Raw genomic sequence first — 25,282 nt, 5'->3', positions numbered from 1 at the left:
ATTCGCTTTTGATTTTAATTATTTAAATTATTATACCGTTTTTTTATTTTACACTTCCAAATTCCTTTATTGGATATATTCTAAGTTGTGCTTCTCCTTTTATATCTTCTTTAGGAATATAAGGATTATCCCATTCTCTAGAATCTGCTGAATTTTTTCTATTATCTCCTAAGAAAAAATATTTATTTTCTGGAACTTTAAATTCACCAAAATATCCATCTGGATTTTTTACATAATCTTCTTTAACAAATTCTCCATTGATATACAGTTCATCACCTCTTATATCAATACTATCTCCTGGAAGCCCAATAAGCCTTTTTATCATAAGTTGATTTTTTTCTTCATTTTTAAAGACTATAATGTCTCCTCTTTTTAAATTGTTAAAATTATATACTTTAGTTACTAAAAATTTTTCTCCTATTTTTATAGTAGGTTCCATTGATGATGTAGGAACTTCTACTTTAAATATTAAAAATTTGTTTATTAGTAAGGCTATTATTATCGCTAAAATAATAGGCCAAACTATATCCCTTATAAATCTTTTCCCCATAAACTTCCCCACTTTATACCCTTTAAGTTAAATTTAAATTACTTCATTTTTAATTATATCATCATAACTTTCCCTTTTACATATAATTTTAGTTTTTCCATTTTTAACCATAATAACAGCTGGCTTTGGTATTTTATTATAATTATTTGACATTGAATAACCGTATGCTCCTGTTGACATAACTGCAAGTACATCTCCACTTAAAACTGATGGTATTTTTATTGCATTTAATAATATATCACCAGATTCACAACACTTTCCTGAAATAGTTACTTTCTCGTTAGCGTCATAAATAACTCTATTGGCTACTATGCATTCATATCTTGCTTTATATAATGCAGGCCTTATATTATCTGTCATTCCTCCATCTACTGATACATATTTTCTAACTGATGGTATATTTTTTATTGAACCTATAGTATATAATGTTATCCCAGCATTCCCAGCAATTGATCTACCAGGTTCTATAATAAGTGTTGGTCTTTCTAAACCTATTTCATTACATACTTTATCTACTTTATTTATTATTGCATTACAATACTCTTCTATTTCTCTTGGTCTATCTTCATCACTATAATATATTCCAAATCCACCACCTAAGTCTAACTCTTTAATTATATATCCAGTTTCATTTTTAACCCTATTGATTAAATTAAGCATTATATCAGCTGCATCTTCATAAGGAGTTATTTCAAATATCTGTGATCCTATATGACAATGAAGCCCAAGTAAATTTATATTTTCCAAACTTATAGCTCTTTTTATAGCATTTATTATATTATCTCCAACTGGCGCAAATCCAAACTTTGAATCTATTTGTCCTGTCTTTATATATTCATGAGTATGAGCTTCAATACCTGGAGTTATTCTTAAATATATATCTTGATTCCTTCCATAATCTTTTGCAATTTTATTAAGCTGTTCTATTTCAAATAAATTATCTACTACAAAAGTTCCTACTCCAAGCCTTACTCCCATTTCAATTTCTTCTAACGTTTTATTGTTTCCATGAAACAATACCTTTTCTAACGGAAATCCAGCTTTGTAAGCAGTGTATAACTCTCCTCCTGAAACAACATCTAAACACAATCCCTCTTCTTCAATAATTTTACACATTGCTAAAGTTAAAAATGCTTTCCCAGCATAAGCAACTTTATTTCCTCTATCTGAACAATTAAAAGATTCAAAATACCTTTTACAATTTTCTCTAATTAAATTCTCATCCATTACATACAAAGGTGTTCCAAATTCTTCTACTAATTTTGTTGTTTTTATTCCTCCAATTACTAATGTGTTTTCTTCAGTCTTCATATTACCAAATAGTTTCATTTAAATTCCTCCAATTCATTTAAGTAAAACAAAACGCCACAGAAAAATTTCTGTGACGGGTAATAACGTATGACATTAAGGTATTATAATTACGCTAACTTAAATCTATGAATTTTATAATAGACTTACTGATATAGTAATTTAAAAATCCTTGTAGCTCTCCACGTTATGTGACAGTTATGCATATATTATATGTATACCCAGAAAAATTATATTTGCATTATAATTTAACTTCGGCCAATCATCCTTTCATCTTTATTCACAGTCTGCAAAACTCCTAAAGATTACTCTTAATCTTGGCACCTCTACCCTAAGATTTGTTCTTTCCTAATATATTATTATTTTTTAATAATTATGATACTATAAATTTATTTAAATTCAAACACTTTTATTTATTAACAATTTGTTAATATTCTTTTTCTCTATAAATATTCATTAAATCTCCCATTATTTCTGCTGAAGATGGTGGAGTATAACTTATTGCATTTGCTCCAGCTTCTATAGTTGCTAAAATGCTCTCCTCAGTAGTTCCACCAGTTGCAATTATAGGAACCATTGGATACTTTTCTCTTATCTTCTTAACAATTTTAGGTGTATTTTTTCCACCTGATACATTTAATATAGTTGCACCTGAATTTAGTCTTTCTTCTATATCTGTATCTTCTGAAACAACAGTTACAACAACTGGTATATCTATTGTTTTTCTTATCTTCTTTATTACGCTATTTGTCGTTGGTGCATTTACTACTATACCTATTACACCTTTAAATTCAGCATCCAAAGCTAAGTTAATAACTCTTCTACCTTGAGTTATTCCACCGCCTACTCCACAAAATACCGGAACATCAGCAGCTGTTATTATAGCTTCAGTTATTTTTGGCTGGGGGGTAAAAGGATATACTGCCATTATTGCATCTGCATTTGTATTCTTTATCATAGCAACATCAGTTGAAAACATTATTGATTTAATTCTTTTCCCAAATATTTTTATACCACTACACTTTCTTATGGCAGAAGGTGCTTCAATTATATGATTCCTAAATGTACCTAATATCTCTGGAACATATTTTTCATTATCCTTGCTCATTTTCATCCCTCCAAAAATTACATTGCTTAGCTTTACAACTTATTATATATCCAACTTATATTAAATAAAATATTTATTTTGTATTTAAATAAAATATTTCTTTATTTTATAGATAAGTATGCATTTTTTATAATATAATGTTTACAAATAATACTATTTTCTTTAAAGGTGGTGTGCTTATGCTTCAGGCAAAAAAATTTTTTCTCCCGTATAGAATTTTAATTTCTATATATCTATTTTTTATAATTACAGCTTTTTTTATTAATTCTCCAACTGAAATATTTAATGGTCTTAAAAACATAATTCTAACTCCTGATATACTAATAACTGATTATATTCAAATTGCTGGAATTGGTGCTACATTAATTAATGCAGCATTAACAAGTCTTATAAGTATTTTTATATTAGTTGCTTTAAAAATAAAACCTAATGGTTCAACTATAATGGCATTATGGCTTATGACTGGATTTTCTTTCTTTGGGAAAAATATAATTAACATATGGCCTGTTATGTTTGGCGTTTATCTATTTTCTAAATATCAAAAACAACCTTTAATGAATTATTCTTTAGTTATGTTATTATCAACAACACTTGCACCAACTGTTACACAACTTAGTTTCTTTTCTGATAACGTATTCTTAGGTGTAATTATAGGTGCACTAATCGGAATATTTACTGGATTTATTTTAACTCCTATAGCAACTCATTGTATTTCATCTCATGGTGGATATAATCTTTATAATATAGGATTCGCGTGTGGATTACTTGCAACTCTTATTATGTCATTATTTAGAATATTTGGCATAGACTTTAAGACTCAATTAATATGGAGTACAGGAAACAATACTTTTTTATTTATATTTATGTTTATAATATCTATTTATTTAATTTGTGTAGGAATTTACTTTGGGAAAAATAATAAGGATAATTTAAAGAAAATAACTAGCTTTTCAGGTAAACTTGTTTCTGACTTTTATATTTTATTTGGCGAAACATCTTATATTAATATGGGAATAATAGGACTATTTTCAAGCCTATACTTACTATTATTTGGTGGTAATTTAAATGGTCCAACCCTTGGAGGATTATTTACTATAATAGGTTTTGGATGTTTTGGGAAACATATAAAAAACATAGTACCAGTAATGTTTGGTGCAACACTTGGAGCTATCATAAGCATATATAATGTATCTGATCCTGGAATTCAACTAGCAATACTTTTTAGTACTTGTCTTGCTCCAATATCGGGGAAATTTGGATGGCAATATGGTATACTAGCTGGTATACTTCATGTTGCATTAGTAACAAATGTTGGATATTTACATGGAGGTTTAAACCTGTATAATAATGGCCTTGCAGGTGGATTTGTAGCAATGATTTTAATACCAATTATAACAACATTCAAAAAGGAGGTCCGTACAAATGAAGTTTAAAGTTGAAAAAAAACTTAAGATAATTAATGAAATTATGTCATTTTGTTATCACTTCAATACTACTGATATAAATGTAAATGTAAAAACTATAGGAAATACTTCTGTAATTTTAATAAAATCAAAAATTGATAATTTATCTAATGAAACATTAAGTAATTTAGAGCAAACTCTTAATATTCCTCGTCAACATGAAGTGGAACAATATTATTGGCACTTAGGAGGAGATAGCGAATTTGATTCTGAATTATCTTTAGTTGGCATGATGGTTGATAAATCAAAAGTTTCCTACGAAAATAACATATTAACAATAGAAGTTGAACGAGTAGAAACCCATTAAAAAAATCAACATAACTATATAGTTATGTTGATTTTAATTATTTTTCTTTCATATTTTCTAATATTTTATTAACTACTCTCTTACCTATCTTATCTTCTTCCATTTGAGATATAGCTTCATTTATGTTAATCCATTCAATTCCTTCAACTTCATCTGACTTTTTTATATTTCCACTTTTATAATCAGCCATAAATGTTATCATAAACAAATCTTTATCTTCAACAAAATCAGTTCCTAAATACTTTATATTTTTAACTTCTACACCTGCTTCTTCGAGAACCTCTCTATAAACTGTATCTTCTGCACATTCATTTTGACCTACATATCCAGATATCAATACTTTTGAATTTTTATATATATAACTTTGCTTTAATAAAAGAATTTCATTCTCTCTAATTACTCCTACTACTATACAAGGTTTTGGAGTATCAAAATATAACGTATCATCTACAGGGCAATAAGGTACATATCCTTCATCCCAAGACTTAACCATCTCTAACTCTTTACCACACTTTGGACAAAACTTATACTTCATATATAACTCCCTTTTACTTTATATTTATTAATTTAATTATAAAATACAATATTATGTTTTAGAAGTAAATTTTCTAAAAATTAACATCAATTCTTTTAGTTAATGTTATTGAGTCTATTAAAACTTCACATTCATACACAAATATATCTACACCATTATCTCTGGCTTCCCTTAATGCTTCACCAAAAGCTATATCTCTTTCATCATTTGGAGCAAAGTCTTTCATATTATCCATTTGAAGTAAAAATAATACACCAGCTCCCCTTCCACTTTTCTTTACTTCTATAAGTTCTAATAAATGTTTTCTTCCTCTTTCAGTAGGAGCATCTGGAAATTTTGAATGACCATCTTCTTCTAATGTTACACCTTTTACTTCTAAATAATACTCTTCCCCATTATCATCAGATAATTTAAAATCAAACCTACTATTCCCAAAAGTTTTTTCTTTTAATATATTATTATATTTAATTAATTCTTTTATTTTCTTATCTTGTAAAGCTTCCAAAACTACTTTATTTGGTATTTGTGAATCTATACTTATTAATTGATTTCCTTTATAAACTGAAATCAAATCATATTTAGTTTTTCGTGTAGGATTGTCTTCCTTTCTTAAAAACACAGTAGCTCCTTCTGTAAGCAATTCTTTACATCTTCCTGTATTAGGAACATGTACTGTTATCTCTTCCCCCTTAAGTTCAACAACAGCATTAAATCTATTTGGTCTTTCTATAAACTTAGCCTCAACTATTTCTTTATTATAATTCATTATATATCTCCTTAAAACTTATCAACATTATCCACAGATTTTATCCACAGCATTGTGAATACTGTTAACATTTTTCACCAATATAAATTATTTTTCTTAAATAAATTCTAACTAATAATATTTATTTCTACAATACCCATTATATTGATTGTTTATTTTATTTTTTAATATATGTTGTGTTATTTTTATACTATGATTTTTTTGGAAATTTTTTAAATACTATATACACAAATCACAAAGTTATCCACATTATCAACATCACTTCAGCTATATCCCTTTGTACAAGCCATTTCCAGCCTGTTGATTATTTTTTTGAATAATTATATTTTTTTGTAGAAAAATATAGTGATATAACTTTTAAGGAGTGATTTTTTTGAATACTGGAAACATAATGACATTTTTAGATGAAAATAATAATAAAATGGATTATTCCATTTTAGAGCAGAAATTGTTATGTGGGACTGAATATGTTGCATTAGCACCTGTTAATTCGCCAAGTCATATTGAAATATTTAAAATTAGGTTTGATAAAGATTGGAATGAATCATTAGAGGAAGTGTCATCTGAAAAAGAATTATCAATGTATAAGCAAATTTCAAAACTTAAATTCTAATATAAAAATGAAATATTTCTATATATAAACATTTCATTTAAATAAAAAGAATTTTTATCATTTAATAAATATAAAACTTTTAGATTATATCAACAATATATTTACTATTTGACTTATAAAATTCTTTTTATTTTCTTCTTAAATTAACCACATTCATCAAAACATTATAAATAATTTATCTATTTTAATTTCTTAATAAATCTTATTAAATTCTTAAGTCTCTTAAAATAAACTTTAAATCCTTATGAAATTATTGCATTGTCATTAAGCCAAGCTTATACTATGAATATGAATTTTTTTACAAAAAGCTATTAGCTTTTTGTTTTGCTAAAATAGGGGGTTATTAACTTGACTAAATCGGAATTTTTATCCACACTTGCTGATGGACTTAAAGAACTTCCTGATAGAAAGCTTGCTGAAATTATTTTTGATTATCAAGAAAATTTCACAACTGGATTTTCTAATGGAAAAACCGAAGAAGAAATTATAGAGGAACTTGGAAATCCATATGACTTAATTATTCATTATAAAAATCTTTACTCTAAAAATGAATTCACCAAAAGTAATGATGATTATTATAATGCTTCAGAAGAAACTGCATCTACAAATATAGATGACACAGAACAGTTCCCTAATGATTTATCTAATATCAATTCTAATAGTAAATCTAATGAAAAATCTGAAGATATAAAAAAAGAAAATAACAACTCTTTTGAATCTAAAGATAATTTAAATAATGATTCTAATAATAAAAGCAAAAAAAAGCCATTTCAAATTAACGATTTGAATCATAGTAGTACTAAAAAAAGATTTTCTAAAAACTTTTCAATAAATGCTCGTGGACTACTTAAACTAGCTTTAATCTGCTTTTTATGTTTATTATGTATACCAATAATTTTAGCTACTTTAGGTTTTTCTTTTGCATTGTTTATTTCATTAATTGGATTGCTTATAGCTGTAATTGCTGGAGGAATAGCTTTAAATGTTGGTGGAATATCTATATTATTAGGTAAAATGGGACTTGTTATATTAGGTGCAAGTAATACACCAAATTTTATAACTGACTTTCCTACATCTTCAATAATAATGTTTATAATAGGATCACTTTCATTAACTATTCTTTTTGTAATGATAACTTATTATGCATTAAAATTTGCTTTATTTTATACAATCAAATTAATCAAAAAAATCTTTAGTAAGGAGGCTAAATAATATGAAAAAACCTCTTATAAAAAAGAAATATAAAATAACTTTATTAGTTCTCCTTATAATTTGTATAGTTTCATATATAAGTTCTATTACGATACTTTATAACAGCAATTATAAATTATCTAATTATAAAGAAGAAGCTAGCGAATTTTTTGGATTTAATTCTCAATTATTTAATGCAGAAACTTGGTTTGAAAACAATGTTACAACAACAAAGCAAGCTAAATTTAATTTAAATAAAGATATAAATTCTATAAATATATTATCTAGTCATTCTGATATAAACATATATCCTAATGATTCAAATGAATTATTATTAGAATTCTCTATCTCAGGAAAAGAAAGTGTAATAAAAAAATTTAATTCTAAAGACTTAAAATTTGATAAAAATGATAGAGCCTTAACTTTTAATACTGCAAACTTAAATTTATCTCCAGATTACAATACAATAAGTCTTTCTATTCCTAAAAGTTACAATAAAAATTTAACTATAAAAACAGAATCATCTCAAATATCTATAGTTAACTTTTCTTTAAATACATTAAATATAAAAGGTGGCAATTCATCAATCGAACTTGTTGATACATCAGCAAACAATGTTAATATAGATAGTATGGGAAATATAAGTTGTACAAATTCAAATTTTAAAACTTCAAAAATCAAAAATGATTATGGCAAAATTTATTGTACTGGATATTTTGGAACTTCATCCATAGAAAGTTATTCTGGAGAGATTGATTTTTCATTTACTAAACTAGGCTCTTCTACTAATATTTCAAATGATCATGGAATAATAAATGTATACAATAGAGGAGATGTAAGTGATTATTCATTAAATGCAAGGACTCGTAACGGCGAACTAATAGCACTTAATGATGAAACTTTTGATAAAAAAACTTATAGCAAAAAATTTGGTAACGGAAAAAATATTTTAAATATTAAATCAGCTGAATCTGGAGTTATAAACATACATTAAAATAACTTATATAAAAATTCTCACATTACTAGTAAAATATTATTATAATATTTTACTAAGTAAAGTGAGGATTTTTTTATGAAAGAAAAATTTATTATTATATCTTTCGATGCAATTGATACTAATGACTTTAAATATATAAAAACACTACATAGTTTTAAAGGTTTGATTGAGGATAGTTCATATTCAGATAAAGTTGAATCTGTATATCCTTCATTAACATATCCATGTCATACATCAATTTCAACTGGAATGTTACCTATAAACCATGGAATTATTAACAATATAAAATTACAACCTAAAAGAAATTCTCCTGATTGGTATTGGGAGCAAAAATATATAAAATCAAAAACTATTTATGATGTTGCAAAAGAAAAAGGTTTTAGAACGTGTGCATTACTTTGGCCAGTTACTGCAAAGTCAAAAACATTAGATTTAAATTTACCAGAAATATTTGCTAATAGACCATGGCAAAATCAAATATTAGTTTCTGCACTAAATGGAACTATACCTTTTCAACTAAAAGTTAATAAGCTTTTTGGGAATTTGAGAGATGGATTAAAACAACCTAATTTAGATAATTTTACTTTTGAATCTTTAATGTATGTTTTGAAAAAGGATTTAGCTGATTTTATATTAGTTCATCTTACTGATGTTGATGCCCATAAACATAAATTTGGAACTAACTCTAATGAAGTTAAAGAAGCTTTAAAAAGACAAGATAATAGACTATCTCAAGTTATAAATTTTTTAAAAGAAAATAATATTTATGATGATAGCACTTTAATAGTTCTTGGAGATCATAGTTTTAAAAACGCAAACTATGTAATAAAACTAAATAAATTATTTTTAGAAAATGGCCTTATTTCATTGGATAGTAAAGGAAATATAAAAAGTTTCGATACATACTGTAATTACTGTGATGGGTCTGCTTATATTTATATAAACAAAAATTCTTCCCTAAAAAAAGAAACTTTATATAACTTAATAAACAATTTTTCTAAAGAAAATAATAATTGTATAAAATCTATATTTTCGACTAATGAAGCATTAAACTTTGGAGCTGATAAAAATTGTGCCTTTATGTTAGAAGCAAATGATGATTATTACTTTATAAATTCATATAAAGGAAATATAATAGAAAAAACTTTTGGTAAACATGATATTGCAACTCATGGATATTTTCCAAAAGATAATGATTATAAAACTATTTTTATGATTAAAGGCCCTAATATAAAGGAAAATAATTATATTGAAGATATGAACTTAATTGATGAAGGTACTACTATATTTAAATTACTAAATTATAATAAAAAATCTTGTGATGGAAAAGTATTAAACATTTTTAAGTAACCTTTTATACCTTTTCTTTAATTATATTTTTATCAACTAAAAAAGATTATTTAAAGTTCACTAAACATCAGCCTTTAAATACTTACTCTTAATTTAAATTTCTCTTTAAAAAATAATAAATCACAATATACAAAATTCAATTACTGTATATTGTGATTCATTTATATATTTATATAATTATTCATTTTAAATCTTAATCGTAATTCCTTTTCTTCCTCATCAGAAATATTTAAATATTTCTTTGCCCAAATATCTTCTTTTACCTTTTCAAAATTCATTATATTACTTTTATCATCTTCTTTATATCCATACCAATATTCCAAAGAAAAACTACACCAAAACTTTAATATTAAGTGCTTTTTATTATGAACCAACATCTTAATCTTAAAGCATTTTCTTCTTTTTAAATACTCATAAAACTCTATTACATTATGAGCAATATCCTTTTCAAATATGAAGTTATCAAAAAATCTTACCTTAGAATAATTTGAGAATTCTTTTATCTTTATAATATCAACATTTTTTTCAAATAAATATTCTTTTGCATATCTATAAAGGTATAAAGTATACAAATCTAACTCCATATTAACCTCCTAATATTTAACCAAATTTATGATGGTCTTATAATAAATTTATTAAAATTAAATTTATATTAGACTAATAATTAAGGATTTTTTTGAATATTTTTTTTTAATTTACTTAAACTATTAATGTATCAAATGGAGGTGTATTAATATGAAGGATACTATTAAAGATGATATGATCGGCGGATTACCAAAAGATATTAACAAAGTAGTTCCAACACCTAAAAGTGATGCACAGGAAATTACTAAAGTTGTTAAGCATGGTGGCTTAATAGTAGGTTACGAACTTCAAAACGGACATCAAATTGATAAAGCCGCTGCAGTTGAAATGGCTAAGAGAGGCGAAATCATAGGAGTTGGAGTTGGTGTTTCCGCTAAAGGTGAAGAATATTTAAGGAGCCTACCAGATGGTGATGAGTCAAACAATTTAAGTAATTTACCTACAATAACTATTCATGCCTAACTATAATTTTTAACTACACTAAAGAGGAGATATAAATCTCCTCTTTCCTCATATTTATATAATTTTCAATATTATAATAAATTTTTACTTTATTGAAACAATACCTTCTTATATTCAATACAATTATACCTAACTATTTTGTTATAATATAATAAGGATTTATATATTATAAAATTTCACAGAAAGAAGGGACTTATAATGACTTCAGAAGAATTTAATACTGATTCGCAAGAATTCATAATCACTGAAGATAATTTAGAGAAAGAAAATAGTACAAGTGCTTCTAATGAAATAAGTGATTTAGAACTTATTCATTTCATTGGAAATAAAAATACTGAGTATTATTTTGAAAAATTTAAAGCTAATGAAAACAAGAAAAATTTTGCGTCATGGAACTGGGCTTCATTTTTCTTAGGAACATACTGGTTGTTATATAGAAAGCTTTATAAATGGTTTATAGGAGTTTTATTAGTAAAACTATTTGGTACTCTATTAATAAGTACATTTAGTTCTACATTAGCCACAATATTTGATTTAGCAATTATGATTTTACTTGGAGTTTATGGTAACTGTATTTATGTTTATAGCAGCAAAAAGAAAATATCTTCTTTAAAATCATTCTTCACTAAATTTGGAAATAGTACAGAAGCAATTAAAGAAAATGGTGGAACTAACCTAGTAGCTCCTTTAGTATTATTGGCTATAGGCTCAATAATTGCTATGATATTTGTATCAATATTTGCTTCAGTATTTTCTAGCATATTTATGAATTATCCAATGGGATTAGGATTTTAAAAAGAGGCTACGTATATGTAGCCTCTTTTTTTATTATCTATATATTGTTCCTGTTAAATTAACATGATTATATTCTTCAATAGGTTTATTATTATAAGTAAATACTACTCCCTTAATCCAATCTCCCTTATAAGACCTTTGCAAAAAGCTTTCTGTAAGTGCTGTATAAGTTACTAATCCTCCATAAGAACCTTGAAACCATTCTTGCACCCATTCATTTTTCCCACTATCTTTTAAGTTTATATAAGCTATATTATTTTTAACTTCCTTTACTTCTATCTTCATTGAGTTAAATTTTTTATTTGATAATGATATAGCTATTTTATTTAAATTTTCTTTTATAGATTTTGATGAACTTTTAACTTCACCAATAGTTATTTTTTTATTTCCTAATTCATCTAAAGAATATAATTTAAAAACTTTATTTTGATTTTTCTTAATTTCTTCAGCCTTCCTTTTTTCTTCTTCTTTTCTTTTAGCTTCTTCCTTCTTTTTGGCTTCTTCAGCTTCCTTTTTTTCTTTCTCTAGTCTTGCTTTTTCTTCAGCCTCTTTTTTCTCTTTTTCTTCTTTAACTTTTTTTAATTCTTCTTCTTTTCTTTTAGCCTCTTCTGCCTCTTTTTCTTTATTGTTATCTTCCTGATTAATTATTTCATTAGAATTATCAGATGTATTTTTATCCACTCCAGAACATCCAATTAAAGATACTGACCCAATACCAATAATAAAAGCAATTACAAGCCTTTTCATAATAAATCCCCCTTTATAAAACAAAAAATTATTAAACTTCCCTTTTGATTAATCCTATCATCCACCAAATATATTTGTCAATTTTTTCTATTTGAAATAAAAAGATACACAAATAATATTATTTGTGTATCTTCAAAATAATTCAAATTATATAAATAAATTTGAACTTGCATCTTCTGCTTCACCTAAGTAATATCCTACTCCACCATATTTTATTCCATCAATAAGTTCTTCTTCTTTTATTCCCATAACATCCATAGACATTGTACATGCGACTATTTCTATCCCATTATCTATTGCAGCTTGAATAAGTTCTTCCAACGATTGCACATTTTTCTTCTTCATTATGCCTCTTATCATTTTTGAGCCCATTCCACCCATATTCATTTTAGATAAACCTAATTTTTTACTTCCTCTTGGCATCATAGTTCCAAAAGCCTTTTCCATAAAACTTTTATTAACATTTACCTTTTCATGTTTTCTAAGTATATTTAATCCCCAGAAAGTAAAGAACATAGTAACTTTTTTACCCATTGCAGCTGCTCCATTTGCTATTATAAATGATGCTATAGCTTTATCTAAATCTCCACTAAAAACAACTATAGTCTGCCCATTCTTTTCTTGCACTAATTGCTCATTATTATTTGTAATTGCTACTTCACTACCTTCAATTCCTTTTATTATTGATGCTTTTATCAAACCATTTTCTTTTTTAAGACTAACTAAAGTATTTTTAGTTCTCTTTGCCCATGCTTCTATATCTTTAAAAAAACCAGGATCTGATGCACTTATATTTAATATTTCTCCTTTTTCCATCATATCCATTGTCATTTTAACTTGCATTAATGGTCCTGGACAGCAAAGTCCCTCTGCATTAAGCTCTCTGACTTTTCTTTTTTTCATATTATCTACTGCTACTTCTTTCTCTTCTGTATTTTCTCTATTATTATCATTATTTAATTCTTTTGCTTTATATCCATAAGTACTATAAGCTTTATATCCACCAGCTAAATTTTTAACTTTAAATCCATGTTGTTTTAATATTCTCTCTGCAATCCAGCCTCTAACTCCAACTGCACAATAAACCCATATTTCTTTATTTTTATCAAGCTCATTTAACCTATCTCTTAAAGAATCAACAGGTATATGAATTGCTCCCTTTATCATTCCATTTTCAACTTCAATATTTTCTCTTACATCAAGTAATATATTATTATTATTCAATTTATCTAAATCTTCTACAAATACTAAATCACTTAGACCAAGTTCTTCATTTTCTGCTATAAATCCTGCCATATTAGCTGGTGATTTAGCTGAAAGATATGGAGGTGCATATGCAAGCTCTAATTCTCTTAAATCTTCCATAGTTCCTTTAAGTTTTATTACTGTCGCAATAACATCAATAAACTTATCAACACCTTCATATCCAACTGCTTGTGCTCCTAAAACTTTTCCATCAAAGCCATATAATACTTTAAGTGAAATTTGTTTAGCTCCTGGATAATAACCTGCATGCGTCATTGGATAAAGATATACTTTTTTATAATTAATTCCTAATCTTTTAAGAGTCCTCTCATTATTCCCTGTTGATGCTGCTGTTAAATCAAATACTTTTATTATTGATGTTCCAAGTGTTCCTTTATATTTTGAATTTAATCCACTTATATTGTCAGCAATTATTCTACCTTGTCTATTGGCAGGGCCTGCAAGAGGAATAAATGTAGTACTTCCGTTTACTAAATCCTTAACTGCTACAGCATCTCCTGCTGCAAAAATTCCATCTTTATTAGTTTTCATATTACTATCAACTAATATATGTCCTCTTTCTCCAAGTTCAATTCCAGTATCCTTTAAAAATCCTGTATCTGGCATTACTCCAATTGCTGATATAACTATATCTCCACTTAATTCTTTTCCACTATTTAAAGTAACCTTTATTTTATCTTCTATATCATTAAACGCTTCAACTCTGTCATTTAATATTATTGAAACTTTATTATCATTCATTTCCATTTCTAAAAGTTCTGCTATTTCTGAATCAAATGGTGCTAATATATGAGGTGCAGCTTCAACTAATGTTACATTTACGCCTCTATGTTTTAAGTTTTCACAAACTTCTATCCCTATATATCCTCCTCCAATTACAATAGCATTTTTTACATTTCCATTATCAACTTCTGCTTTTATTCCATCCATATCATTTATTGTTCTTAAAGTATGAATTCTTTTGCTATCTTTTCCTGGCAAATTAGGTTGTATTGGCTTAGCTCCTGGTGATAATACTAAATAATCATATTTTTCTTCATAAGTTCCATTATTTTTTGAAACAACTTTAACTATTTTATTTTCTGCATCAATACTTACTACTTCACTGTTTACTCTTACATCTATATTAAATCTATTTTTCATTTTTTCTGGACTTTGAAGTATTAAATTATTTCTATCTTTAATAACTTCACCAATATGATATGGTAATCCACAGTTTGCAAAGGAAATGTAATCTCCTTTTTCAAAAATAACTATATCAATATTCTCATCTAATCTTCTAAGTCTTGCTGCAGCTGATGCACCACCAGCAACTCCACCAACAATTAGAGCTCTCTTTTTACTCATAAATCTTTCCTCCTATTATTTTAAGAATTCATATCTAAAAGAATTTTTATTATTTCTTCAACTTTTTTATCTTTTATTTTATAATTAACCTCAAGTCCATTTCTTTCACCTTCAATTATTCCAACACTTCTAAGCTTTTGAAGATGTTGTGATATTGTAGATTGAGGCATATCTAAACATTCTTGCATAAAACTTACATTACAAGAATCCTTTTTCATTAATCCTCTTACTATACATAATCTAACTGGATGAGCTAAAACTTTTAAAAACTCAGCTTGTTTTTCTAATTCCTTATAATTATTTTCCATAACTTTTACCTCTTTTTTTGTTTTATTATTCCTAATTTACTTATTAAATATTTATCACTATATCGTAATATTACGATATAGTGATAAATGTGTCAATAAAAAAAATCATTCTTTAATAAAAGAATGATTTTCCAATAATTAAATTAATCTATTATTTCATTAGGATTAAGTCCCCCTAATATTGCTGTGAGAACTTCATTATCATTTGTAATTTTCCAAGTTCCATCAACTTTTTTTAACTTAACTTGAATATTACTTGTTTTAAGTGGAGTTTCTTGATTTTCTAAAGCACTTAAAAATGCAGAATCAAAATCACCACCTATTGGGTTACCATCTTCATTATTATTATTTAACTGATTTTCATTAAATTGAAGAGCCTGAACATTTTGCATATAATTATTATAAATATAATTTCCATCAAGTGCTGTAACCTCAACATCTGCAGTTCCTTCTCCATTTTTTTCTTCTGTTTTAGTTATTTTATAAGATATTTTACTTGCCCAATATTTTATAGCTTCTTTTCTTTTATCATTATAATTATCAAAGGACTTTATTGATTTTGCTAATAGTCCGCCATCCTCAACATATTTATTTGCATTACTCAAATTTAACTCTTTATATGATTTAAAAAAGTCATTAACGCTATCATAAATTTTACTATCTCCACTACAAGATGCTAAACTAGCTAGCAATAAAATCGTAGCTATGATTGCTATTATTTTCTTCACTTTAATCCCTTCTTCTTTTGTAATTTTATATTTAATTATTATTAAAAACTTATTTTAAATTAAATCCACCAGACATAGCTTCCTTTAATTTATCATCAAAGACTATATACCAATTATCATCTTTTTTCTCTAATTTTATATTAACTTTATTTGTTATAATTTCATTATTTTTATTTTTAATTATTCCTATAAGCTTTTTATCATACTCTTTTAAATCTAATTCTTTTTCCTCTTTATTTTCTTCTGACATATATTTTGTTTTATACTCTAATACTTTTTCTTTATATTCATTGTATAATTTCTTACCATTTAATGTAGAAATATTAACATCTGCATTAGCTTCATTATCAGAAATAATATTTAATGATTTTATATCATAACCTATTTTTTCAAGCCAATACTTTACTGATGCTTTTTCCCCCTCTGTTAATTGCTCATAATCTTTCTTTTCTATATTTTTTTTATCACCAACTAAATACTCATCTGCTTTTTCAAAATCCCCTTTTTTTAACTCTGTGAAAAATGCATTAATAACATTCTCTGGCGAAACCTTAGTAGTATTTTGTTGTACTGGTTTATTGTTACTACATCCGATTAACCCTAAAATGCTTATTAAAATAATTAATACTGAAAATACCCTCTTCATTTATGCACCTCCTAAAATATCATATATTTTTATTATACCAATATAATAATATTATTATTAATTCTTTCCAATCTTGTTAACATTAAATTTAATGATTACCTTAACATAGTATTATTTTGTTAATTACTTTTATAAAAAATATATAAAATTATGATTTAATAAAAAAGACAAGTGATTTAATAATCACTTGTCTTTTTTTTATTAAAGTCCACTAACTTTTAAAAATCCTTTTCCTTGAACTTCTTCAACATGTCCTATTGTAAAAAAAGCTTCCTCATCAACCTTTCCTATAAATTCTTTTACCTTATCTAATTCCTTTTTATTTAAAACTGAATATATTATTTCTTTTTCTTCTTTGCTATATACTCCTGCTCCTGCTAGAGCTGTACATCCTCTTTCTAATTCATTTATTATGAAACTTGATATTTCATTATTTTTACTACTTATAATTGTAATTTGTTTTTTCTGGTTCATAAAAGCTATTATTTTATCTATAAGTGGTCCATTTATTAAAACAGAAAGTAATGCATAAAAACCTTTATCAACTCCAAATGTTATAGCTCCTAATAGTGTTACTAAAAAATCTACACAAAGTAATGCTATACCCATATTAAAAGTAGTATATTTATTTAATATCTTTGCTAATATATCAGTTCCACCTGTTGATGCATTTATATTAAATACTATTGCAAGACCTATTGCTGTTATTATAGTTCCAAAAATAGTTGCAAGCATTAAATCTGTTGTTAATGCCTCTGGATGCATAAATCTATCCATAAACCATAATACAAAAGATAGTCCAAAACTTGCATATATAGTCTTAAATCCAAAATCTCCACCAACAATTATGAATGCTAGTATAAATAAAAATAAGTTCATTATAAATGTTAAACTACCAACACTTAAACTAGGCACATAATGTGTTATTACAACAGCAAGTCCACTTACTCCTCCTGCTGCTATATCATTTGGTGCAAAGAAATATTCTATGGCTATTGCAACTAGAAGAACTCCTATAGTTATTATTCCGTATTCTTTTATATTTTCTTTCACAATTAACATCTCCTAATACAAGTAAAAATTTTTCTTTTGTCAAACACAATAACTAGAATAACAGAATTTTTATTTACATGATAGATATTTTTTTTGAATAATTATGATTTTTATGTTACACATTCCAACAAACTCCATATTTATATAAAAAATCTAGGTTTTAATCTAAATCAATAGATAAATCCTAGATTTTTTATTTATATATTAAGAATTAAAATCTTCTATAATTGTATCAATTTTCTTCATTGCTTTATGCTCTGCATCCATTTTTGTATATTTATCAAATCCAGTTCCATCAACTAGTAATTCTTTAAATTTTTTAATACCCAAAAATTTCATTATATCTTCAAAGTATTCTACACCTTGGCTTAACCTTCCTCTTAATATCCAAGGAACTTCTCCACCTGAAGATTGAACATAAATCATTTTTCTATCTCTATCATCTAAAGTTCCTTTTATTCTTTCATCTACAAGCTCCATAGTCTTTCCAACTTGAACTATACAATCTAAATATTCCTTTAATGGAGCTGGAAATGATAAACTCCACATAGGAGCTGCTATTACATACATATCAGCACTTCTAAATTGATCACATAGTTCATTTATTCTATCTACTTCTTTCTTATCTTCAGTGCTTAATTTTTCATAATCAGTACCTTCAACTAAACTATTTCTACTTTTAAAATATTTATACTCTAACCTTGGAATATGCTCCTCATATAAATTTATTTCTTCTAACTTATATTGCGGATTTCTCTCTATTATAGTATTTACAAGGTGTCTTGCTACTTTTCTACTAGATGATTCTTCTTCAGGTTTTGAATTGACTATTATATGCAATAATTTCATATTAAAAACACTCCTAAAATAAATAATATTTTAATATTATTATTGTTTATTTTAAGAGTGTTTATTCTATAGAATTAGTCATAACTTTTATAACATTATCTTTCACTTTATCTATATTTACATTTTCACCTGGACACAATGTATCATTACAATCTCTATGTCCAATTATATTTTCCATATTATATTTTACTACTAAACTTGCTGATAAATTTATAAGGCTATTCATTTGTACTTCTTCTAATTTTTCTTTATCATAACTTCCTTCTAAACAAATTCCTATGCTGCTACTATTTTCTCCCAAAGCATGTGCTCCTTGCATTTTTTCATCCCTACCTCTATATATAGTTCCATCTTTTTTTATGTAATAGTGGTATCCTATACCACCATATCCTCTTTCTATGTGCCAAGAATTTATTTCTTCCGGTTTAGCTCCAGTTGTAACGGCATGATGTATTACTATCTTATCAGGCTTATTATTTTCTATAATATTTTCACTCCATTTATAATCAACTTCATTTATATTTAATTTCTTTGTTAAATCATCTATATTTTCTGCTAAAAGACTGTTATTTACTTTTCCATATTTACTATTATTCATTAAAAAAGCTGAATATCTATCTTGTGATATTTTAGTATAAATTAAAAAGCTAGATACTATTAAGGCTATTGCAATAATTGTAAAAGTTCTTCTTCTTCTTTTCTGCATAATTCTTTTGTATTTCATCTTTTTTTTATGAAACATCTCAATTTCTCTAAGTTTATCGTAACTTGTACTTGACATACTTAATCACCTCTTAAAAACTTTTAAATATCCCAACCATATTCTATTTTATTCCAATATTCTTTAAAAATATATTACCATATTTTGTAAATAACTGCAAACTTTTTGTTCTTTCATTTTATTTATCTGATAAAATATTTAAAATAAGATTATAGGAGGATTAAAAATTTGAATAACTTAATTATATTTTACTTATGTGTTATGAATCTTTTAGGTTTTATTTTTATGTATATCGATAAAGAAAAAGCTAAAAAACATAAATGGAGAATTCCAGAAAATACATTAATGCTTATTGCCATATTAGGAGGAAGTATCGGCAGCTTAATAGGTATGAATACTTTTAGGCATAAAACTAAACATATCAAATTCAAATATGGAATACCTTTAATAATTGTATTTCAAATAATTATTATATTTTTAATTTTAAATAAATAAAAAGGACTACAATTAGTCCTTTTTATTACCTACTTACATATCTAAATTCTGATCTTATATTTTTTAAGTTTCCATAAACAGTTATATTATCATATATCTCAAATACATAATCAGGTGATGGGAATTTTATAAAATCATCCCCTTTATCTATATTTAAAACTTCAATTTCTAAATCTTTAAGTTTACTTTCAATTATACTCTTTCCAATTAAACTTGAATCTTTTGCTAAATATATTTCATATATTCCATATCCTTTTGTATCTGTAATTAAAGTAAAATGTCTAACATTTAACTTTTCCCATATTTTTGACTTTGAAACTGATAATTCAATTTTTGATTCAAACTTTTCAAGTAATGATGTTTTATGAAAAAAAGCTACCACAATAACAAAAAATATAACTACAGAAAAAAATCCAATACTTGTAACACTATCTGAAAGCATTCTTACAAAAAATGATATAAATGTAGCTGTACTTACATAACTAATTACCATTAACCAACTTGCAAGTTTCCTTCTTAATGGATTTCTAACTATCATTTCACTTTCTTTTGTTGTAAAGCCTGTACTAGTTAATAATGATATTACTTGAAATCTAGCTTTCTTTAAAGGCATTCCTGTAAGTCTAAAAAGAACTGAGAAAAAATCTATAACCAAAAGAAATATTGCCATAAATAATATAAACGTCAATATTAAAACCATAAGTCTCCCCCTTAATTTTCTATCTTTTGTAAAAATAAATATATAAAAGGACTTTTATTCAAAAGTCCTCCTTAATTAATTATAAATCAAAAATTACATAAGTGGTGCAAAAACTCTAAATATAGCTGTTAATATTCTGTTATATACCTTAACATGTTTGCAATCTTCTAATGTAATTTCTGTACAAACTTTTAACGTATTTATATAATCTTCTTTTATTGCATTTATAGATTTTGTTTTGTATAACCAAACTCCACATTCAAAATGAAGATATAGACTTCTATAATCAAAGTTTATAGTACCAACTGTTCCTACTTTATCATCTGAAACTACAGTTTTTGAATGTATAAATCCCGGTGTATACTCATATATCTTTATTCCTGATTTTATAAGTTGAGGATAATACGCTCTAGTAACTATGTGTGCATACCACTTATCTTCTATGTGTGGGGTTATTATTCTTACATCTACTCCACTTTTTGCTGCTAATGTAAGTGCTGTAACTAACTCATTATCAATTATTAAATAAGGTGTACATATATAAACATAATCTTCTGCTTTATTAATTATATTTAAATAAACATTTTCCCCTACAATCTCATCATCTAATGGACTATCTGCATAAGGCTGAACATATCCATCACTTTCAAAACTAAATTTATCTTTAGGAAATCTAAAATCATTATAATCAATATTTTCACCGCTATTAAAGCTCCATATTTGTAAAAACATTATAGTTAGATTCCATACTGCTTCACCTTTTATCATTATTGATGCATCTTTCCAATGCCCAAATCTAACTATTTCATTTATATATTCATCAGCTAAGTTAATTCCTCCTGTGAAAGCTGTATGACCATCAATTACAGTTATCTTTCTATGATCTCTATTATTTAATATTATTGAAAGGAATGGAACAAATGGATTAAATACTTTGCATTTTATTCCTCTTCTCTCAAGCTCCTCATTATATTTATAAGGAAGTGTAGTTAAGCATCCCATATCGTCATATATCATTCTTACATCTACACCCTGCTTGGCCTTTTCTTCTAAAATATCTAAAATAGTATTCCACATCTTTCCTTCATGAACTATAAAATACTCCATAAAAATATATTTTTCTGCTTTTTTTAGTTCATCAACTAATTTCTCATAAAACTTTTCTCCTGGTGATAAATATTCTGTTAATGTATTTTTATATACAGGTGATTCTGCATACTTACTAGTATATTTTGCTTGATTTGCTATTGACTTATCCTCTTCTTCTAGTTCCCGTATTATTGTAGGATCTTGTATAAGAGCCCCTTTAAATTCATAATAAACTCTCATTATCTTTCTTTTAAAGCTGTTATTTATTTTCTTTCCACCAAATAATAAATAAAACATTCCTCCAAATACAGGAAATAATAATACAGGTATAGTCCATGCCAATTTATAAGATGGATTATCTGTTCTACTAACTATGTATATTACTACTAAAAGACTTATTACAAAGAAAAATACATATACATATACAAAAGACTCACTAAGTTTCCATATTCCAACTATTAAAATAAGTAATTGTATGAAAATTAATAGTCCAACTATAGCTATTCTACTAAATAACGAATCAAATATTTTTCTCATCTATTCCTCCTTAAAAAGTTTCTATTAAATATTTTAATATAATTTCTTTTTCTTGTTAAATATAATACCAAACTTTACTAACTAAATATAGTTAAATAAAAAGAACTTAGATTTTACTAAGTTCTTATAAAATTTAATAAAAATTATTTTCCAATTAATCTTAAACCTTGTATAACAATTGATTGATATGTAGGCGAAGAATATCTAAATCTTGGTCTATTAGCTTCAACAGCTCTTATATACTTTACAACTATTGATTCTGTAGCTTTTTCTTCAAGTGTTTTAAATCGTTCTTGTTCATTGCACTTAATTTTATTAAATTTCGCCTTAAAATATGAATTATCTCGCATCCACACATACTTTTTTTCCATATTTAATTGATTAAACCCTGTAGCATATGCTCCTGGTTCTATTATAACAATATCTATATCACAATTCTCCAACATATTTACTTCATCTCTTAAAGATTCTGCTATTCCTTCTATTGCAAATTTAGTAGCTGAATATGGTGAAAAAAATGGCATTGATATACGACCTGCCAATGACGATACAAATACTATTCTTCCTTTTCCCTTTTCTATCATATTTTGAAGTGCTAATTGAGTTAATTCTAGTACTGAAAATACATTTGTTTCAAATGTTCTTCTATATGAATCAATTGGAATTTCTATTACAGAACCTGTATCACCAATAGCTGCATTATTTATTAAAACATCAATATCATATTCTAAAATTTTTTTTCTATCTTCTTGTAATAATAAATCAAGTTTAAATGATATTAAATTATTTTGCAATTCATTATCTCTAGCATATTCATTGAGCCACTTTGATTCATCACTATAATGAGTAGTAGCATACACACGATGACCAAGTCTTGCTAATTCTATTGCAGCATCTCTACCTATACCCGTTCCTGCCCCTGTAATTAATACCCTTTTACTCATATTTAATCACTCCTATTTTTTGCATATATAAATATTGTTGCACTTAAAATACAATATTAATCATAATTACTAAAATATTTGTGATTTTTTATATATTTGTATTTCCTATTGGAAAAATTATAATAACTTTTGTTCCTTTTCCCTTATTAGATTCTAACCCTATTCCAAGTCCTAGCTTATCACAAAGCTTTTTACATAAATATAATCCTATACCTGTTGATTTACCAAATATTCTACCATTTTCACCGGTAAAACCTTTTATAAATACTTTATTTAATTCTGATTCATTAATTCCAACACCATTATCTTCAATACTTAAAGCAACTTTATTTTTATCTTTATCGCATCTTATAGAAATTTCGCCTCCATTTGAAGTATATTTTAATGAATTACCTAATATTTGATTTATTATAAATTCAATCCACTTTATATCACTAAATATATTTATATCTATTTCTCCAATATTTAATTTAATTTTTTTAGTTATAAAATCTCTTGAATTCTTTTTAATACAATTCATTACAGCTTTTTTTAATGGAAACTGTTTTACTATGTAATCCTTATTTGCTTCATCACTTCTTGAATAATATAAAACTTGTTCTATCATATCATCTATTTTTTTTAGTTCACCTGAAATATTTTTTGTTATCTCATTTTTATTATTTTCTATAATAAGATTTGTTGATGCAATTGGAGTTTTTATTTCATGAACCCACATCTCTATATAATCTCTGTATTCATTTTGCATATTTTTATAAATATTTATATGTTCATGCATATCTTTATTCGCTTCTTTTAATGCTTCATAAACTATTTGCCCTTCCAAAAATTCAGGTTTACTTATTATTTCAGCTAATAAATACTTTTTATCTAACCCTTCACTTATTTCTGTTATTTCAGTATAAAATCTTCTCTCTATTAAAAATTGAAATATTATATAGGTAACTAATGGCATAAACCATATACAAAACACTATAAATATTATCCCACTTCCAAATTTTAAAAATCCCATTAATATAGCCATTAAAATAAATAATCCTAAATTTATTATTAAAAATATACTTTTATCTTTTAAATAACTTAAGAAACTCATGGCATTATGTACCCAAGTCCTCTTCTAGTTTCTATTACATCTGTAACTCCAACTTCTTGAAGTTTCTTTCTTATTCTAGTTACATTAACTGATAATGTATTATCATCAACATAATAATCAGAATTCCATAAGTATTCCATTAAATCTTCTCTACTTACAATTTCACCTTTTCTCTCCATTAAATATGATAATATTTTTATTTCATTTTTAGTAAGTTCTAACGTATTTCCATCTTCTAATATAACTATCCCTTTTGATAAATCTAGTTTTAAATTTTTATATGTATATGTAAGTATATTTGAATCATCCTTTACTCCCTTTGATCTTCTAAGAATAGCTTCTATTCTTGCTAGAAGTATTTGAGTATTATAAGGTTTTGTTATAAAATCATCTGCACCTAAATTCATGCTCATAAGTTCATCCATATCGCTATCTCTACTAGTTACTATTATTATTGGAACTGATGATTTCTTCCTAATTTCTCTACATATATGATATCCATCATAATATGGTAAATTAATATCTAATAACACTAAATCTGCATTGCTTTTTAAGACATCTTCTATTACATTCTCAAAATCAGTAAGCAATGTAGTTTTATATCCATATTTTAAAAGAAGCTTACTAAGTTCTTCTCTTATAATTTCAGTATCTTCTATTATTGCTATATTAAACATATAAAACCCTCCTATACTTTTAGTTTAACCTATATTATATATAATTTTAAAT

28 protein-coding genes and 1 riboswitch are annotated in these 25,282 nt (G+C 25.7%); of the genes, 9 read left to right on the top strand and 19 right to left on the bottom strand.

Annotation, left to right across the window (positions count from 1 at the left end; translation table 11 throughout):
* Nucleotides 1-43: 43 nt before the first annotated feature.
* From lepB to O212_RS0106910, 3 genes are all read right to left on the bottom strand, one after another.
* Nucleotides 44-550, bottom strand: coding sequence for a signal peptidase I (gene lepB, locus O212_RS0106920; protein WP_024614396.1), 507 nt, complete (start codon nt 548-550; stop codon nt 44-46).
* A gap of 33 nt (nt 551-583) precedes the next feature.
* On the bottom strand, nt 584-1,879 hold the full coding sequence (gene lysA, locus O212_RS0106915) for a diaminopimelate decarboxylase (protein ID WP_024614395.1): 1,296 nt from the start codon (nt 1,877-1,879) through the stop codon (nt 584-586).
* 146 nt (nt 1,880-2,025) lie between these two features.
* A riboswitch (Lysine riboswitch) is annotated at nt 2,026-2,195 on the bottom strand.
* Nucleotides 2,196-2,285: 90 nt separating this feature from the next.
* Entirely contained in the window at nt 2,286-2,966 is a 681-nt protein-coding gene (locus O212_RS0106910; RefSeq protein ID WP_024614394.1) for a hydrolase, read from the bottom strand.
* Between the two features lie 179 nt (nt 2,967-3,145).
* On the opposite strand from O212_RS0106910, the gene O212_RS0106905 reads away from it, so the two are divergent.
* Both O212_RS0106905 and O212_RS0106900 read left to right on the top strand, forming a co-directional pair.
* Nucleotides 3,146-4,399, top strand: coding sequence for a DUF1576 domain-containing protein (locus O212_RS0106905; RefSeq protein WP_024614393.1), 1,254 nt, complete (start codon nt 3,146-3,148; stop codon nt 4,397-4,399).
* On the top strand, nt 4,389-4,736 hold the full coding sequence (locus O212_RS0106900) for a hypothetical protein (RefSeq protein ID WP_024614392.1): 348 nt from the start codon (nt 4,389-4,391) through the stop codon (nt 4,734-4,736). The genes O212_RS0106905 and O212_RS0106900 overlap by 11 nt, the downstream gene beginning before the upstream one ends.
* A gap of 37 nt (nt 4,737-4,773) precedes the next feature.
* On the opposite strand, the gene O212_RS0106895 is transcribed toward O212_RS0106900, so the two are convergent.
* Together O212_RS0106895 and sfsA are read right to left on the bottom strand one after the other, a co-directional pair.
* Nucleotides 4,774-5,271 carry an NUDIX domain-containing protein gene (locus O212_RS0106895; protein ID WP_024614391.1) on the bottom strand — a complete coding sequence of 166 codons (498 nt, stop codon included), beginning with the start codon at nt 5,269-5,271 and terminating at the stop codon, nt 4,774-4,776.
* A 73-nt stretch (nt 5,272-5,344) separates the two neighbouring features.
* Nucleotides 5,345-6,037 (bottom strand): DNA/RNA nuclease SfsA, encoded by a 693-nt coding sequence (gene sfsA, locus O212_RS0106890; RefSeq protein WP_024614390.1) that lies wholly within the window; start codon nt 6,035-6,037, stop codon nt 5,345-5,347.
* 373 nt (nt 6,038-6,410) lie between these two features.
* Between sfsA and O212_RS0106885 the strand changes: the two genes are divergently transcribed.
* From O212_RS0106885 to O212_RS0106870, 4 genes are all read left to right on the top strand, one after another.
* Nucleotides 6,411-6,650, top strand: coding sequence for a DUF1292 domain-containing protein (locus O212_RS0106885; protein WP_024614389.1), 240 nt, complete (start codon nt 6,411-6,413; stop codon nt 6,648-6,650).
* 348 nt (nt 6,651-6,998) lie between these two features.
* Nucleotides 6,999-7,862 carry a DUF1700 domain-containing protein gene (locus tag O212_RS16190; protein ID WP_024614388.1) on the top strand — a complete coding sequence of 288 codons (864 nt, stop codon included), beginning with the start codon at nt 6,999-7,001 and terminating at the stop codon, nt 7,860-7,862.
* Nucleotide 7,863: 1 nt separating this feature from the next.
* Nucleotides 7,864-8,835: a DUF4097 family beta strand repeat-containing protein gene (locus O212_RS0106875; protein WP_024614387.1), complete on the top strand. Its 972-nt coding sequence runs from the start codon at nt 7,864-7,866 to the stop codon at nt 8,833-8,835.
* 78 nt (nt 8,836-8,913) lie between these two features.
* Nucleotides 8,914-10,188 carry an ectonucleotide pyrophosphatase/phosphodiesterase gene (locus O212_RS0106870; RefSeq protein WP_024614386.1) on the top strand — a complete coding sequence of 425 codons (1,275 nt, stop codon included), beginning with the start codon at nt 8,914-8,916 and terminating at the stop codon, nt 10,186-10,188.
* 161 nt (nt 10,189-10,349) lie between these two features.
* On the opposite strand, the gene O212_RS0106865 is transcribed toward O212_RS0106870, so the two are convergent.
* Nucleotides 10,350-10,772, bottom strand: coding sequence for a hypothetical protein (locus tag O212_RS0106865; protein ID WP_024614385.1), 423 nt, complete (start codon nt 10,770-10,772; stop codon nt 10,350-10,352).
* Between the two features lie 151 nt (nt 10,773-10,923).
* Between O212_RS0106865 and O212_RS0106860 the strand changes: the two genes are divergently transcribed.
* Nucleotides 10,924-11,235 carry a DUF3892 domain-containing protein gene (locus O212_RS0106860; RefSeq protein ID WP_024614384.1) on the top strand — a complete coding sequence of 104 codons (312 nt, stop codon included), beginning with the start codon at nt 10,924-10,926 and terminating at the stop codon, nt 11,233-11,235.
* A gap of 198 nt (nt 11,236-11,433) precedes the next feature.
* Nucleotides 11,434-12,030 carry a DUF2628 domain-containing protein gene (locus tag O212_RS0106855; protein ID WP_024614383.1) on the top strand — a complete coding sequence of 199 codons (597 nt, stop codon included), beginning with the start codon at nt 11,434-11,436 and terminating at the stop codon, nt 12,028-12,030.
* A gap of 33 nt (nt 12,031-12,063) precedes the next feature.
* Here O212_RS0106855 and O212_RS16655 read toward each other — a convergent pair whose 3' ends face one another.
* From O212_RS16655 to O212_RS0106805, 8 genes are all read right to left on the bottom strand, one after another.
* Nucleotides 12,064-12,777, bottom strand: coding sequence for a hypothetical protein (locus tag O212_RS16655; RefSeq protein ID WP_024614382.1), 714 nt, complete (start codon nt 12,775-12,777; stop codon nt 12,064-12,066).
* A gap of 147 nt (nt 12,778-12,924) precedes the next feature.
* Nucleotides 12,925-15,390 carry a DsrE/DsrF/DrsH-like family protein gene (locus O212_RS0106835; protein ID WP_024614381.1) on the bottom strand — a complete coding sequence of 822 codons (2,466 nt, stop codon included), beginning with the start codon at nt 15,388-15,390 and terminating at the stop codon, nt 12,925-12,927.
* Between the two features lie 20 nt (nt 15,391-15,410).
* Nucleotides 15,411-15,698, bottom strand: a complete 288-nt coding sequence (locus tag O212_RS0106830; RefSeq protein ID WP_024614380.1) for a metalloregulator ArsR/SmtB family transcription factor — start codon at nt 15,696-15,698, stop codon at nt 15,411-15,413.
* 143 nt (nt 15,699-15,841) lie between these two features.
* Nucleotides 15,842-16,426 (bottom strand): hypothetical protein, encoded by a 585-nt coding sequence (locus O212_RS0106825; RefSeq protein WP_024614379.1) that lies wholly within the window; start codon nt 16,424-16,426, stop codon nt 15,842-15,844.
* A gap of 49 nt (nt 16,427-16,475) precedes the next feature.
* On the bottom strand, nt 16,476-17,072 hold the full coding sequence (locus tag O212_RS0106820; RefSeq protein WP_024614378.1) for a DUF4878 domain-containing protein: 597 nt from the start codon (nt 17,070-17,072) through the stop codon (nt 16,476-16,478).
* 201 nt (nt 17,073-17,273) lie between these two features.
* Entirely contained in the window at nt 17,274-18,134 is an 861-nt protein-coding gene (locus tag O212_RS0106815) for a YitT family protein (RefSeq protein WP_029699226.1), read from the bottom strand.
* 195 nt (nt 18,135-18,329) lie between these two features.
* On the bottom strand, nt 18,330-18,974 hold the full coding sequence (locus O212_RS0106810; protein WP_024614376.1) for an NAD(P)H-dependent oxidoreductase: 645 nt from the start codon (nt 18,972-18,974) through the stop codon (nt 18,330-18,332).
* 61 nt (nt 18,975-19,035) lie between these two features.
* Nucleotides 19,036-19,755, bottom strand: coding sequence for a peptidoglycan recognition family protein (locus O212_RS0106805; protein WP_024614375.1), 720 nt, complete (start codon nt 19,753-19,755; stop codon nt 19,036-19,038).
* 201 nt (nt 19,756-19,956) lie between these two features.
* On the opposite strand from O212_RS0106805, the gene O212_RS0106800 reads away from it, so the two are divergent.
* Nucleotides 19,957-20,190, top strand: coding sequence for a DUF1294 domain-containing protein (locus O212_RS0106800; RefSeq protein ID WP_029699224.1), 234 nt, complete (start codon nt 19,957-19,959; stop codon nt 20,188-20,190).
* 25 nt (nt 20,191-20,215) lie between these two features.
* Here the strand turns inward: O212_RS0106800 and O212_RS0106795 are convergent, their stop codons facing one another.
* From O212_RS0106795 to O212_RS0106775, 5 genes are all read right to left on the bottom strand, one after another.
* A complete protein-coding gene (locus O212_RS0106795; RefSeq protein ID WP_024614373.1) occupies nt 20,216-20,890 on the bottom strand; it encodes a TrkA C-terminal domain-containing protein in 675 nt (224 codons plus the stop codon).
* A 93-nt stretch (nt 20,891-20,983) separates the two neighbouring features.
* Complete coding sequence (gene cls, locus O212_RS0106790) at nt 20,984-22,516, bottom strand: cardiolipin synthase (RefSeq protein WP_024614372.1); 1,533 nt, start codon at nt 22,514-22,516, stop codon at nt 20,984-20,986.
* 143 nt (nt 22,517-22,659) lie between these two features.
* Entirely contained in the window at nt 22,660-23,460 is an 801-nt protein-coding gene (locus O212_RS0106785) for an SDR family NAD(P)-dependent oxidoreductase (RefSeq protein WP_024614371.1), read from the bottom strand.
* 88 nt (nt 23,461-23,548) lie between these two features.
* Nucleotides 23,549-24,553 carry a sensor histidine kinase gene (locus O212_RS0106780; protein WP_024614370.1) on the bottom strand — a complete coding sequence of 335 codons (1,005 nt, stop codon included), beginning with the start codon at nt 24,551-24,553 and terminating at the stop codon, nt 23,549-23,551.
* On the bottom strand, nt 24,550-25,230 hold the full coding sequence (locus O212_RS0106775) for a response regulator transcription factor (RefSeq protein WP_024614369.1): 681 nt from the start codon (nt 25,228-25,230) through the stop codon (nt 24,550-24,552). Before O212_RS0106775 ends, O212_RS0106780 begins: the two co-directional genes overlap by 4 nt.
* Nucleotides 25,231-25,282 lie beyond the last annotated feature (52 nt).

It is taken from the genome of Clostridium sp. Ade.TY (assembly GCF_000498355.1).
Lineage (GTDB): Bacteria > Bacillota > Clostridia > Clostridiales > Clostridiaceae > Clostridium.
This window is presented reverse-complemented; position numbering and strand designations above follow the sequence as displayed.

Bases quoted from the DNA above. Each gene is read 5' to 3' on its own strand.
- lepB (WP_024614396.1), bottom strand. From the start codon at position 550: ATGGGGAAAAGATTTATAAGGGATATAGTTTGGCCTATTATTTTAGCG.
- lysA (WP_024614395.1), bottom strand. From the start codon at position 1,879: ATGAAACTATTTGGTAATATGAAGACTGAAGAAAACACATTAGTAATT.
- O212_RS0106910 (WP_024614394.1), bottom strand. From the start codon at position 2,966: ATGAGCAAGGATAATGAAAAATATGTTCCAGAGATATTAGGTACATTT.
- O212_RS0106905 (WP_024614393.1), top strand. From the start codon at position 3,146: ATGCTTCAGGCAAAAAAATTTTTTCTCCCGTATAGAATTTTAATTTCT.
- O212_RS0106900 (WP_024614392.1), top strand. From the start codon at position 4,389: ATGAAGTTTAAAGTTGAAAAAAAACTTAAGATAATTAATGAAATTATG.
- O212_RS0106895 (WP_024614391.1), bottom strand. From the start codon at position 5,271: ATGAAGTATAAGTTTTGTCCAAAGTGTGGTAAAGAGTTAGAGATGGTT.
- sfsA (WP_024614390.1), bottom strand. From the start codon at position 6,037: ATGAATTATAATAAAGAAATAGTTGAGGCTAAGTTTATAGAAAGACCA.
- O212_RS0106875 (WP_024614387.1), top strand. From the start codon at position 7,864: ATGAAAAAACCTCTTATAAAAAAGAAATATAAAATAACTTTATTAGTT.
- O212_RS0106870 (WP_024614386.1), top strand. From the start codon at position 8,914: ATGAAAGAAAAATTTATTATTATATCTTTCGATGCAATTGATACTAAT.
- O212_RS0106865 (WP_024614385.1), bottom strand. From the start codon at position 10,772: ATGGAGTTAGATTTGTATACTTTATACCTTTATAGATATGCAAAAGAA.
- O212_RS0106860 (WP_024614384.1), top strand. From the start codon at position 10,924: ATGAAGGATACTATTAAAGATGATATGATCGGCGGATTACCAAAAGAT.
- O212_RS0106855 (WP_024614383.1), top strand. From the start codon at position 11,434: ATGACTTCAGAAGAATTTAATACTGATTCGCAAGAATTCATAATCACT.
- O212_RS16655 (WP_024614382.1), bottom strand. From the start codon at position 12,777: ATGAAAAGGCTTGTAATTGCTTTTATTATTGGTATTGGGTCAGTATCT.
- O212_RS0106835 (WP_024614381.1), bottom strand. From the start codon at position 15,390: ATGAGTAAAAAGAGAGCTCTAATTGTTGGTGGAGTTGCTGGTGGTGCA.
- O212_RS0106830 (WP_024614380.1), bottom strand. From the start codon at position 15,698: ATGGAAAATAATTATAAGGAATTAGAAAAACAAGCTGAGTTTTTAAAA.
- O212_RS0106820 (WP_024614378.1), bottom strand. From the start codon at position 17,072: ATGAAGAGGGTATTTTCAGTATTAATTATTTTAATAAGCATTTTAGGG.
- O212_RS0106815 (WP_029699226.1), bottom strand. From the start codon at position 18,134: ATGTTAATTGTGAAAGAAAATATAAAAGAATACGGAATAATAACTATA.
- O212_RS0106810 (WP_024614376.1), bottom strand. From the start codon at position 18,974: ATGAAATTATTGCATATAATAGTCAATTCAAAACCTGAAGAAGAATCA.
- O212_RS0106805 (WP_024614375.1), bottom strand. From the start codon at position 19,755: ATGTCAAGTACAAGTTACGATAAACTTAGAGAAATTGAGATGTTTCAT.
- O212_RS0106800 (WP_029699224.1), top strand. From the start codon at position 19,957: ATGAATCTTTTAGGTTTTATTTTTATGTATATCGATAAAGAAAAAGCT.
- O212_RS0106795 (WP_024614373.1), bottom strand. From the start codon at position 20,890: ATGGTTTTAATATTGACGTTTATATTATTTATGGCAATATTTCTTTTG.
- cls (WP_024614372.1), bottom strand. From the start codon at position 22,516: ATGAGAAAAATATTTGATTCGTTATTTAGTAGAATAGCTATAGTTGGA.
- O212_RS0106785 (WP_024614371.1), bottom strand. From the start codon at position 23,460: ATGAGTAAAAGGGTATTAATTACAGGGGCAGGAACGGGTATAGGTAGA.
- O212_RS0106780 (WP_024614370.1), bottom strand. From the start codon at position 24,553: ATGAGTTTCTTAAGTTATTTAAAAGATAAAAGTATATTTTTAATAATA.
- O212_RS0106775 (WP_024614369.1), bottom strand. From the start codon at position 25,230: ATGTTTAATATAGCAATAATAGAAGATACTGAAATTATAAGAGAAGAA.